This window comes from Pseudomonas sp. HY7a-MNA-CIBAN-0227, assembly GCF_040310325.1.
In the GTDB taxonomy this organism is placed as follows: domain Bacteria; phylum Pseudomonadota; class Gammaproteobacteria; order Pseudomonadales; family Pseudomonadaceae; genus Aquipseudomonas.
Map to the genome: position 1 here is coordinate 1 of NZ_JBEOPT010000018.1, position 11,905 is coordinate 11,905.

The following is an 11,905-nucleotide window of genomic DNA, read 5'->3' on the forward strand; positions in this document are numbered from 1 at the left end:
GCGGTAGTTCAGTCGGTTAGAATACCGGCCTGTCACGCCGGGGGTCGCGGGTTCGAGTCCCGTCCGCTGCGCCATATCTGTTCCAGGGCCCACTGAACGCCCTGAGACGCCAAGGCAAGTCGCAAGCTTGATTGGATCGATAGCAAAGACCCTGGTCGAAAGGCCGGGGTTTTTTGTGTCTGCAATTTGGAAAGGACGAATGCTGCAGGAGCTGGCAAGCAGCTCCTGCTGAAGGTCGGGTGGAAGTCAGAACCCCAGTTTATCCCGCAACCCGTAATACCAGGCCCCTAGCGCCGCAAACGGCGTGCGCAACAACTGCCCGCCCGGGAACGGGTAGTGCGGCAGGTCGGCAAACGCATCAAAACGCTCCGCCTGGCCCCGCAGCGCCTCCGCCAGTACCTTGCCTGCCAGGTGGGTGTAGGTGACGCCATGGCCGCTACAGCCCTGAGAATAATAGATATTGTCCCCCAGGCGACCGACCTGCGGCAGGCGCGATAGCGTCAGCAGGAAATTACCGGTCCAGGCGTAGTCGATCTTCACATCCTTGAGTTGCGGGAAGGCCTTGATCATCTTCGGCCGGATGATTGCTTCAATGTTTGCCGGGTCCCGTGCGCCATACACCACGCCGCCGCCGAAGATCAGGCGTTTGTCGCTGGTCAGTCGGTAGTAGTCCAGCAAGTAGTTGCAGTCTTCAACGCAGTAATCCTGCGGCAGCAGGGTTTTCGCCAACTCGTCACCCAGTGGCGCCGTGGTGATCACCTGGGTGCCGCACGGCATCGACTTGGCCGCCAACTCCGGCACCAGGTTGCCCAGGTAGGCATTGCCGGCGACAATGATGAACTTGGCCCTGACTTTGCCCTGTGCCGTATGCACGACCGGATTAGCCCCGCGCTCAATGCGCACCGCAGCAGATTGCTCGTAGATCGTGCCGCCCAGGGATTCCACCGCCGCCGCTTCCCCCAGCGCCAGGTTGAGCGGGTGGATATGCCCGCCGCTCATGTCCAGCAGGCCACCTATATAGTTGTCACAGGCGACCACTTCGCGAATGCGTCGCTCGTCCAGCAGTTCCAGTTGGGTATGGCCGTAGCGCTCCCACAGGCGCTTCTGCGATTCCAGATGGCCCATGTGCTTGCTATTCAGCGCGGCGAACACACCGCCGTCCTTCAGGTCGCACTGGATTTGGTACTTGGCCACCCGCTCGCGAATGATCCGGCCGCCTTCAAAGGCCATTTCCCCCAGCAACTGCGCCTGTTTCGGGCCGACACTGCGCTCGATCACATCGATGTCGCGGCTATAACTGTTGACGATCTGCCCGCCGTTGCGGCCTGACGCACCAAAGCCCACCTTGGCGGCTTCCAGCACCGTCACACGAAAGCCGTTCTCCAGCAGGAACAGCGCGCTGGAAAGGCCGGTGTAGCCGGCGCCAATCACGCACACATCGGTTTCGACTTCGCCTTGCAGGAGCGGGCGAGGAGGAACCGCATTCGCGGAAGCGGCGTAATACGACTGGGGATAGGGGGTGTTCGCCATCCTGGAACCTCTGTTTTATATTTTTTACGAGTGCGCCGATCCTACCTGAGTTGAAAATCCGCTGCCAGCCACCGGAAAAATACAGTTGTGCCAGCTGAAATTAAAAAATTCGCATATTCATAGGCTTAGCTGCAAAAAAGGTGTTGACACACTTCGGAAATTCCGTAGAATGCCGCCACACAGCAGGCACGTAGCTCAGTTGGTTAGAGCACCACCTTGACATGGTGGGGGTCGTTGGTTCGAGTCCAATCGCGCCTACCAAACAAAATCCGCTCTGCTGGGCGGTCTAGAAGGGCTCACCGAAAGGTGGGCCCTTTTTTGTTGTTTTCGATTTTCAAAATTTCCACTCAAAACGCCAACTTCCACGCACTCGATCTGCTTCGCGTAGTGACCGTCCTGGTAGTGCCTGGTCATCTTCTCATGCGCGCCTGGATGTGTGCCTGGGGGGGCTGCTGCTCGTAAAGTCATGCACCTAAAGCGCGGATTGAATCGCCCCTCACCTTCAGTAAGCCCTGGGCTGCCTTTCCCAGAGGGTGGCCACATATCCTTGCATAGCTGGGTGGGGTATGACATTCTTCTGCATAGGTAGGGGGGGTATAGTATGGCTCACACAGCTTCAAACAAAGACGATCTTCTTAAGCGTGTAAAGCGCATTGCTGGGCAAATCCAGGCAGTCGAAAGGGCTTTGGAGTCAGATCATGACTGTGCCAAAACGCTGCATTTGGTCGCCGCTACACGCGGAGCCATTAATGGGTTGATGGACGAAATCATCGAAGATCACGCTAGGGAGCACGTCGCTAACCCAGCGCTCAGCGATGAGGAGCGTAACAAGGGTGTGGAAGAGCTTCTTGAAGCTATCCGGCGCTATTCCAAGTGACGACGCGGGCTTGAACTGAATGAACAGCGACATCAGTTACACACACGAACACGTATTCCTCGGATCGGCACACGATGAAAATGCGAAACGCACCCTCTGGGTGGTAATGCTTACCGTCGTCATGATGGTCGGGGAAATTGCTGCCGGCTACATCACCGGTTCCATGGCCCTACTTGCCGATGGATTCCATATGGCGACCCACGCTGGCGCCTTGGGCATCGCCGCTGCGGCTTACGCGTATGCCAAGCGCAATGCGTCCAGCGCCCGTTACAGTTTTGGTACCGGTAAGGTTGGAGATTTGGGCGGTTTTGCGTCGGCCTTAATTCTGGGATTGGTTGCCCTGGGAATCGGCGTAGAGTCGGTGATTCGCCTGCTCCAGCCTACAGAAGTTCAATTCGGTACAGCCACGCTCATTGCCATCGTTGGCCTGATAGTCAATATCGTGAGCGCGCTGTTGCTCGGTCACGGTCATAACCATGACCACGAACACAGTCATAACCAAAATCGTCATGGCAACGATAACAATCTCCGGTCGGCATACGTTCATGTGATCGCAGATGCCCTGACGTCCGTTCTTGCCATTGCAGCCCTGCTCGCCGGGCGATATCTCGGCTGGGTCTGGCTGGATCCAGCGATGGGAATCGTCGGCGCTATTGTTATCGCACGGTGGGCGTGGAGCTTGATGAAGGCGACTGCTGGCGTCCTACTGGATCAAACTGACGACCATGTTGCGGAGGAAATTCGCGAACTGGTTGAACAGCCTGGCGATGCGACCATTACAGACTTACACGTCTGGCGGGTCGGGCCAGAAGCCCATGCGGCAATTGTAAGTGTTCTAGGTAAGTCCACTACGAATGCGGATAACATTCGTGAACGCTTAAAGCCTGTCCACGAAGTGAGCCACCTCACCGTTGAGTTTCGTGCCGTCTCTCCAGCATAGTATTCCATGAGGAGGCCAAGTGGCCCCTTCGTTGGCTCTTTGATCAATCTCCCTGACCTTGGCTCAAAACGCATCCGTAGACGTGCAGGCAAGTCAGTGCTTGTTCCACTCTGTATTTTCCTCCGGAGCCTGCCATGCCATTAAACAAGCGCGACCACGCTCGCATCGAGCGCCGTCTGATTGCGACTCTTACAGAAGCCTGCGAAATAGCTAAAGCTGAAATCAGTGGATTTGATTGGCTGACTCATAAGGTTGACTACCAAGCGTTTTCACAAAGTCTGCGAGTGATCTGGGTATTTGATACCCGGACAAACAAGGAGCAGGCACTTTCAGCTGGACGGGACGCGCGAATGCGTGAGTTGACCGCCATGGCGTTGAGCGAAGCGGATGTTGAAGTGAGCCAATTAGAACGCTGCGTGCGCTTCGACTCAGAAGAAGAGTGCCAGATAAATCATGCTGGAGATTGGCGTAGGCGCCTGGCACAACTGTGTGCGGTGCGGGGTAAAGTGCTGGCTAAAGATATTGAGAATCCCTGAGTATCTCGACGTGTCAGCTTAGTGGTGACTTTTGCGTGAGCTGCCAGGGCACGGTGATGGTCAGCATCAACGATCACCTAGATATCCGGCGGGTGTTCGAAGGATTTCGCCTGGACACGATGGATATTTGCTACAGCACCGCGAACCCAAGGAAAGGGACAGTCGCTGTGAGAGGCGAACTGGCAGTTATGAACAGGTAGTCTGCCGGGATGCCCAAGCGTATGTGAGGGCCATTACCTTTAAATAGTGAATGCAGAAAAACCTCTACAGATTTATCTCTTTTTAGGTGATAAAAGTGACTAAATCAAATTGGACTTGGGTGATGGGGCTGCAATGGACTGTGATTACAGTTTTTCTGATGATTTGCTGGGCGCTACTCATAGCCCTACTCATAAAAAAGCTATGGGCCTGAAACGTAAAGCCTCGGAGGTTCGCGACTCCAGGGCTTCTATTTTGCCCCCATCCCTTAATGGCTGGCGAACGTGGCTGGGAGATTACCAGCGGCGTTTGGATATTTCACTACGACTATAGGTGATTGTGTTCGGTCAGTGTAGAGACTGGTTTCAGACCCACTAATTATTTCCGGAGCTGAACTTGAAGAGTGAGTTTATAGCTGTGGTGACTTTTGAAGTGGTAAGACTGGAGCTGCCACATCTAGATGTGAAGTTGGTAAGGTCAAAAGAAGTGCTGATTGTTACTTAAAGGGCCTCATGCTCGATCTGCTTTTAGTGAGACTGTGACGCACAAGCCGCGTTTCTGCACCGGATCTGTAAACGTCAACTGCATGCGTGCCGCAGTTCGATCGGTGATTGCCTTGACGATTGACAGCCCAAGCCCGGAACCGGCTTCGTCGGTTCCCAGGCTGCGATAGAACGGATCAAATACCCGTTCTTGTTCCTCTATTGCGATTCCAGGGCCTGAATCCTTGACTTGCAGCTGGACGGTGCCTGGCGACCGCTCAACCGACAGGTCAATTCGCCCGCCCTGAGGGGTATAGCGAATAGCGTTATCAACCAGATTTTTGACCAAGGTGAACAGATCCATTTCGTTGAAAGTAACCTGCACGTCTTCGGCGCTTTCGACACCGATATCGATCTGTTTGCGCTCGGCCAGCGGCAATAGATCTTCCAACACCTGTCGATAAACTCCATGCACTGAAACCGCTGTTTGTACCCGGACCGATGCCGATTGTGCGGCAGCCAAGGTAAGCAACTGATCGATCAGTTTTCTGCCGCGCTCGATGCCCCGCGACAGTGGCAATAATCGCTCCCTGGTCACCTCCGACATGTCTGTGGCCGCCAGTCCTTCGGCTTGCAGGGACAGTGCTGTCATGGGCGAGCGAAGTTCATGGGCGGCATCAGCGACAAACCGACGCTGGCTGTCCATGGACTGTGCGACGCGCGCCAGCAAGCGATTGATGGCCACGACGAACGGGCGGACTTCAGTGGGCAGATGCTGCTCATCAACCGGATGCAGTTCCTGCTCGGCACGTTGGTCGATTTCCGTGGCGAGCATTGCAATTGGACGAAACAGCTTGCGCACCAGGTCGCTGACCACCAACAACAGGACCGGGAACAAAATCAGGAAGGGCAGCAAGCTGCGCCAGGCGCTTTCCCGGGCGTCCTTGTCGCGGGCACCTGACTCCTGGGCAACAGCAATGCGTTCGCCGTGAGCGGTCGTTCTGACCAGTACGCGAAAAGCTTCGCCAGCGACCTCAACCGTGGACAGACCATCGGCCAAGGTCGTGGGAAATGGCAATGGCATGACCTCATCGGTGTTTCCGGAGGCGTGTTTACCGTCGTCCAGGTACTGAATGATGACTCGGGACTCTTCATCATCGCCCTCTATTGCTTTGCCCTGCGGGTATTGCAGGGTCATCTGCTGACGATCAAACAGCATGGCCACTTGGCGCAAGGTGTCGTCTTGCTGTTCGTGGGCTTCTTCAAAGGCTGAAACGAATGCAAAAATGCTGGCAACGATTGCGACCAGCAGAATCGCCAGCGACAGCACCACGGAAAGTCGCAGTTGCACCGACTCACTCAAACGTTTTTTGAAACCATCCATCCCATGCCCCTGACGTTCTTGATGACGTGACTTCCCAACTTGCGCCGCAAGGCGTGAATCAAGAACTCGATGGCGTTGCTTTCTACCTCGTTGCCCCAGCCATAGAGGCGATCTTCGAGCTCGCTGCGCGAGAGAATCGCACCTGGGCGGATCAACAGTGCTTGCAGCAGCGCAAATTCGCGGCTGGAAAGCGCGATGCCGCTGTGTTCCTCGGTGCTGGCCTCCTTGGAAAGCAGGTCCAGCGACACCACGCCGTTGCCGAGTAAGGGCAGGGCGCTGCCGCCTTTGCGCCGCAGCACCGCACGCATACGCGCGAGCAATTCAGCCATGTCGAAGGGTTTGAGCAGGTAGTCGTCAGCGCCGCCGTCGAGGCCGCGCAACCGATCATCGAGGCTGTCGCGGGCGGTAATGATGAGCAAGGGAACAGGGTTGCCGCCGGCGCGAATGCTGGTCAGTATTTCCAGGCCATCCTTACCGGGCAGGCCCAGGTCCAACAGCACCAGGTCGTAGTGCTGCGTGTCCAGTGCGGCCAGGCCCGTGAGGCCATTCTTGACCCAGTCGGCGGCGTAACTCGCATCGCTGAGCGCGCGCTGGATCGCATCGCCAATCATCGGATCGTCTTCGACCAGCAGTATCCGCATGTCCCTCTCCGGAAAAATAAGGCGCGATGGGGATGACCGTTGCGCCTGTATTGAAGCACCTGTGCAGGCATTTGTCCGCAGCCCAATCCCGTGTCAGCCCTTCATCGAGTCAAAGGCCTTCAGCAAATCATCCATCGCGGCCTTGCAGTCACCCAGGTTCGGGCTGTCGATACGCAACGCAGAGAGTGCCCGGTCAATGGCCTTGTCCAAGACATGCCAGTCGCTGGCGGCCCGAGGCTTGATGCCGGCCTCGGCGGAGTCCCAGGTTGTCTCCAGATCCTTGATCCGGGTTTTCGCACCGGGCAGGTCGTTTTTGGCGACGAGGGCGGCAACGTCAGCGGCTATGGTACGGAACTCGGATAGGTCACCCAGTTTCGAGTCCGCTTGACTCTGGCTGCTCGCCGAGCTCAACGTGACATTTTCTTTGGGTTTATCGGCGGGTTTCGAGCAGCCGGCGGCAATGCTCAGCAAAAAGATCGACGAGACGATGGCGACGTGACGAATAAGATTTTGAACGTGGCGCATGTTGATTTCCTTGATTGGCTTTTGAAGGTTTATTGGGTGATGGTTTTGCGATTACCGACGCTGATTTGCGCGACGGCAACCAACAGAACAATGACGCAGAGGAAGAGGGCGCTGGTCCAACTGGAACCCATGCCCAAGCCACCATAGGTCTTGGCCTGGGTCAGCAAGTCACCGAGGGAGGCACCGAATGGCCGGGTCAGGATGTAGGCGATCCAGAAGGTCAGCACCACATTGGCACCCAGGCGCCAGGCCAGCAGGGTGACGGCGATCATTACGGCGAAGATCACGGCACCCAGCGTAAAGCCTAAGCCCAGTGCTTCAGTCGCCAGGTCGCCGGCAGCCGTACCAAGGGCAAAGGTGCAGAGCACCGTCGCCCAATAGAACAACTCTCGCCGAGGAGTGACAATGTCGCGGATCGACAGGCTGTGCTCCATCCGGTACCAGATCAGGAAGTTGCTCGCCAGCAGCACCGAGAAAATTGCCGTGCTGGTGTACAGGCTGACGTCCAGCTTATCGGTGAGGATATCGGTGATCTGGGTGCCGACGACGCTCACCAGCACCACGGTCAGCCAGTAGATCCAGGGAGTGTAGGCTTTGGTACGCATCTGGCAGAACAGCGCGACCGCGAGCAAGGCGGCCATGCCGATGCTGGTCCAGCCCGCGCCGAAACCTGCATCGACGGCAAGATAGTCTGCGCCGGTTTCGCCCACGGTCGTGGACAGGATCTTGATCACCCAGAATGACAGCGTCACCTCGGGAACTTTGTTCAGCCAGCGGGCTGCTGTGGCATTCATCTGGGTTACCTTTCCTTAACCGCGCTATCGTTGGCGCAGGGGAGAAGGTAAGGCACGAAACTTAGCTGGGGCTGAGGGATGATCATCATTGATCCATTCCAGGCGCTTGAATCCGCCAATGATCATAAATCTTGCGGTGACTGGAGCGATCACTCAATCAGTACATGGGCTGTTCCCATAGTAGTGAGACAAACCACGCTACCGGCCCGTGGAGCCTGCAGGCCGGAACTGCGCACCAATATTGCTCGGCCGGGCCCGAGCTTGCTGGGTTGCAACTCCACGGTCAGGGTGCAGGTGTTGCCGCCGAAATCCCGATCGGTCACCACCCCGCGACACCCCGAATCAGCTGTCGTGCTGACTTGCAACTGCTCGGGCCGCAGCATGATCTGCGCCGTGTCGCGGTTCACCTTGCTGTTGACCGCGATACGCCCCAAATCGCAATGGGCCCAGCCGGCTTCGATCCTCGCGGGCATGACTACGGCATCGCCGAGGAACAGGGCGGTCTGCTCGTCGTTGGGAAACTGATACAGATCCATGGGGTGGCCGGATTGCACCAGGCGCCCTTGGCGCATCACGGCCAACTGATTGGCGAAAGACAGGGCTTCGCTCTGGTCATGGGTCACCAGAATGGTGGTGACGCCTGCGTCCTCCAGCAGCCGTGCGACCATTTTGCGCATCGACACGCGCAAGCCGGTGTCCAGCGCTGAAAACGGCTCATCCAGCAGCATCAGCCTTGGCTGTTGCGCCAGCGCCCGGGCCAGCGCCACACGCTGTTGCTGCCCACCGGACAGTTCATGGGGCCAACGCTTGGCCATGTGGGCATCGAGGGCCACGCGGTCCATCAGTTCCGCGATGCGCTGCTGCCTGGCATCGCCCTTGACGGTTAGGCCGAAGCCGATGTTGGCGGCCACTGTCATGTGGGGGAACAAGGCGCCGTCTTGTGGGACGTAACCGATCTTCCGCTGATGGGCCGGTACTGCATGACTGTCATCCACCAGCCGTTGGCCGTTGAGCGTGAGGCTGCCGGAGTCGGGGAATTCGAACCCGGCAATCATCCGCAACAAAGTGGTTTTACCCGAACCTGAAGGCCCGACGATGACTGTTCGACTGCCGGTGGGTACCGACAGGTTGATGTTTTCCAAGGCGCGTTGAGTGCCAAAGGATTTGCAGATCGAGGTGAGTTCGAGGGAGTTCATCGGCCAGCCGTACGTTTGGATTGGTGATAAAGAAGGCCGGTCAGCGGCAGCGACAGCAGGATCATCAGTAGCGCATAAGGGGCTGCTGCCGCGTAGTCAATTTCGCTGGTCATGGCCCAGAAGCCGGTAGCCAGGGTGCGGGTGCCGTTGGGGGCCAACAGCAGGGTGGCGGTCAGCTCATTGGTGATTGCCAGGAACACCAAAGCGCTACCTGCGGCCGCAGCCGGCGCGGCTAGACGCATGGTGATCAGCCACAGGGCCCGGCCGGGAGAACGGCCGAGGCTGCGGGCGATGTTTTCCAGTTCCACCGGTGCCTGGGCGATGCCAGCGCGCAAACTCACCAGCGCCCGGGGCAAGAACATCAGCAGGTAGGCGAGCAGCACGGTGATCGTGGTCTGGTAGATCGGCCGGGCGAAGTGGATGGTCATGGTCACCAAGGCCAGGGCCACGACGATGCCGGGCAGCGAACTGGTGATGTAGTTGCAGCTTTCCAGCACCCGTTGCAAGCGACCTGGTGCACGAATCGACAGCCAGGCAATCGGCACCGCCGCGCAGGTGGTCAGTACCGCGCCAGCAATCCCCAGCAGCAGGGTTTGCTCCAGCGCGGGCAGCAAATCCCCCGGTTGCCAGACCTCACGGCCACCGGCAATCAGCCATTTGCCCAAGGTGATCAGCGGCACGCCCAAGGCCACCAGGCAGGTGACGATCTGCAGGCTCAGGGCGAGGGCGGTGGTTCCCGCATTCAGCCGCACGACACGCTGCTCCCGGGCACTACCCGAGCCTACGCGAGCATAACGGGCATTGCCTCGGGCTGCCGATTCGGCGGTGAGCATCGCCAGGCAACACAGCGCCAGCACTGCCGCCAGCATGTTCGCCGCCGGGCCATTGAAGGTGGATTTGAACTGATCGAAGATCGCCGTGGTGAAGGTGTCAAAGCGGATCATTGCGTACAGGCCGTATTCGGCCAGTAGGTGCAGGCCCACCAGTAGCGCGCCGCCGCAGATGGCCATGCGCAGTTGTGGCAGTATCACCCGGAAAAATACCGCCCAGGGCTTGAGCCCGAGGGATTCGGCCACGTCTTCGATGGCAGGATCAAGCCGGCGCAATGTCGCGGCCACCGGCAAGTAGAGAAAAGGGAAATAGGCGATCACCGACACCAGCACGCCAGCCGGCAAACCGTGAATCGATGGCACCAGGCTGACCCATGCGTAGCTGTGAACGAAGGCCGGCACCGCCAGCGGTGCAACGGCCAGCAATGACCAGGCGCGCCGCCCCGGCAGGTCGGTCCGTTCGGTGAGCCAGGCTAGGGCAATGCCCAACACCACGCACAAGGGCAAGGTGATCACCACCAGCAGCACGGTGTTGATCAACAACTCGAACACTCGCGGCCGAAATACCAGCGCTTCGATCTGTGCCCAGCCGATTTGCCAGGACACGCCGATGACAAAGGCAATTGGCAGCAGCGCCAGCAGCGAAACCAACACCGATAAACCGGTCACCCACGCGCCACCGCGGCTTTTGAACGGGTCACGGGAGCGTTTTGGCGAACGGGCAGGTATCGCTTGCGCGACACTCGTTTGCAGGGTTTCAGGCAGCAAGTTAGAGCAATCCGGCCTGGATCATGAGTTCGACGGCTTTTTTGCTATCTAGCTTGGAGGCGTCGACCTTCGGCGCATCGAGTTGCGCCAGCGGCACCAGTTTCGGGTTCGACTGGGCGTTCTGGCCCACAGCGTATTCGAACGACTTGCCGGTCTTGAGAATCGCCTGGCCGTCCTTGCCGGTGATCCACTTCAAGAAGGCCTGAGCCTGTTCCTTGTGTTTGCTGGAAGCCAGGACACCACCACCAGAGATGCTGACAAAGGCGCCCGGATCCTGATGCTTGAAGTAGTGCAGGGAGGTGTTCTTACTGTTTTCGCCAGTCTTGGCCTGATCGACGAAGCTGTAGTAGTGATAAATCACGCCGCTGTCGACCTGGCCGGCGTTGACGGCCTTGAGCACAGCGCTGTTGCCACGGTAGAGGGTGGTATTGGCTTTCATCGCCTTGAGCCAGTCGAGGGTGGCGGCTTCGCCCTTGAGTTCGAGCACAGCGGCGACGATGGCCTGGAAGTCGGCGCCGGCCGGGGACGCGGCCCAGCGGCCTTTCCAGCTTGGCGAGGCGAGGTCCAGCAAGGTTTTTGGCAGATCGGCTTCTTTCAGCTTGCCCGGGTTGTAGACAAACACCGTGGAGCGCGCGGCGATGCCCAGCCACTTGCCGTGGGCCGGGCGATAGGCGGCGCCGACTTGTTCCAGAGTGGTCGGCGCCACGGGTACCAACAGCCCCGCGTTGTCCACCAGCACCATGGCCGGGGAGTTTTCGGTCAGAAACACATCCGCCGGAGACGCGGCGCCTTCCTGGACGATCTGGTTGCCCATCTCGGTATCGTCACCATTGCGTAAGGTCACCTTGATCCCGGTTTCCTTGGTAAACCCTTCGACCCAGGATTTGGTCAGACTTTCATGTTGAGCGTTGTAGACCACAATGCCGTCAGTGTCTGTAGTGGCGTAGACGTGTCCGGCACTGAACAGTGTGGTGGCCAGCAGGGCTTTTTTGAGGACCGAAGAGAGAGGGGTAGTCATGCGGTGGAAGTTCCTGTTTTTTGATTTTATGCACGTGAAAGCGACAACGGCTCTTAACCAATACGAATCATTTGCATGTTTAAGCGAGGCGAATGTAGAGCTGGGAATGAGAAAAAAACGTCAAATAAATCGTTAATGAGTGTGATCTGCGCTCATCCCCCCCCACAAACTTTATTGGTTTGCAGC

Annotated in this window: 11 protein-coding genes and 1 tRNA gene; 4 read left to right on the plus strand and 8 right to left on the minus strand. The window is 58.0% G+C overall.

The window, feature by feature from the left end; genetic code table 11:
• Positions 1 to 246: 246 nt before the first annotated feature.
• Positions 247 to 1,530, minus strand: coding sequence for an NAD(P)/FAD-dependent oxidoreductase (locus tag AAEZ06_RS23155; protein WP_149413698.1), 1,284 nt, complete (start codon positions 1,528 to 1,530; stop codon positions 247 to 249).
• Between the two features lie 184 nt (positions 1,531 to 1,714).
• On the opposite strand from AAEZ06_RS23155, the gene AAEZ06_RS23160 reads away from it, so the two are divergent.
• From AAEZ06_RS23160 to AAEZ06_RS23175, 4 genes are all read left to right on the plus strand, one after another.
• A tRNA-Val gene (locus AAEZ06_RS23160) sits at positions 1,715 to 1,791 on the plus strand.
• A gap of 340 nt (positions 1,792 to 2,131) precedes the next feature.
• On the plus strand, positions 2,132 to 2,407 hold the full coding sequence (locus tag AAEZ06_RS23165) for a metal/formaldehyde-sensitive transcriptional repressor (RefSeq protein ID WP_149414794.1): 276 nt from the start codon (positions 2,132 to 2,134) through the stop codon (positions 2,405 to 2,407).
• Between the two features lie 19 nt (positions 2,408 to 2,426).
• On the plus strand, positions 2,427 to 3,347 hold the full coding sequence (dmeF, locus tag AAEZ06_RS23170) for a CDF family Co(II)/Ni(II) efflux transporter DmeF (protein WP_149414793.1): 921 nt from the start codon (positions 2,427 to 2,429) through the stop codon (positions 3,345 to 3,347).
• A 134-nt stretch (positions 3,348 to 3,481) separates the two neighbouring features.
• Positions 3,482 to 3,883 carry a hypothetical protein gene (locus AAEZ06_RS23175; protein ID WP_149414792.1) on the plus strand — a complete coding sequence of 134 codons (402 nt, stop codon included), beginning with the start codon at positions 3,482 to 3,484 and terminating at the stop codon, positions 3,881 to 3,883.
• Between the two features lie 708 nt (positions 3,884 to 4,591).
• On the opposite strand, the gene AAEZ06_RS23185 is transcribed toward AAEZ06_RS23175, so the two are convergent.
• The 7 genes from AAEZ06_RS23185 to AAEZ06_RS23215 form a co-directional block, all read right to left on the minus strand.
• The gene (locus AAEZ06_RS23185) at positions 4,592 to 5,947 is read right to left on the minus strand and encodes an ATP-binding protein (RefSeq protein ID WP_350616432.1); all 1,356 of its coding nucleotides are present in this window, start codon (positions 5,945 to 5,947) and stop codon (positions 4,592 to 4,594) included.
• Positions 5,923 to 6,588 (minus strand): response regulator, encoded by a 666-nt coding sequence (locus tag AAEZ06_RS23190; RefSeq protein WP_149414790.1) that lies wholly within the window; start codon positions 6,586 to 6,588, stop codon positions 5,923 to 5,925. The genes AAEZ06_RS23185 and AAEZ06_RS23190 overlap by 25 nt, the downstream gene beginning before the upstream one ends.
• 93 nt (positions 6,589 to 6,681) lie before the next feature.
• A complete protein-coding gene (locus AAEZ06_RS23195; protein ID WP_149414789.1) occupies positions 6,682 to 7,113 on the minus strand; it encodes a hypothetical protein in 432 nt (143 codons plus the stop codon).
• A 29-nt stretch (positions 7,114 to 7,142) separates the two neighbouring features.
• Positions 7,143 to 7,907: a COG4705 family protein gene (locus tag AAEZ06_RS23200; RefSeq protein ID WP_149414788.1), complete on the minus strand. Its 765-nt coding sequence runs from the start codon at positions 7,905 to 7,907 to the stop codon at positions 7,143 to 7,145.
• Between the two features lie 149 nt (positions 7,908 to 8,056).
• Complete coding sequence (locus AAEZ06_RS23205; protein ID WP_149414787.1) at positions 8,057 to 9,103, minus strand: ABC transporter ATP-binding protein; 1,047 nt, start codon at positions 9,101 to 9,103, stop codon at positions 8,057 to 8,059.
• Complete coding sequence (locus tag AAEZ06_RS23210) at positions 9,100 to 10,701, minus strand: ABC transporter permease (RefSeq protein WP_502948047.1); 1,602 nt, start codon at positions 10,699 to 10,701, stop codon at positions 9,100 to 9,102. The genes AAEZ06_RS23205 and AAEZ06_RS23210 overlap by 4 nt, the downstream gene beginning before the upstream one ends.
• 1 nt (position 10,702) lies before the next feature.
• A complete protein-coding gene (locus AAEZ06_RS23215) occupies positions 10,703 to 11,719 on the minus strand; it encodes an iron ABC transporter substrate-binding protein (RefSeq protein ID WP_149414786.1) in 1,017 nt (338 codons plus the stop codon).
• Positions 11,720 to 11,905: the final 186 nt, after the last annotated feature.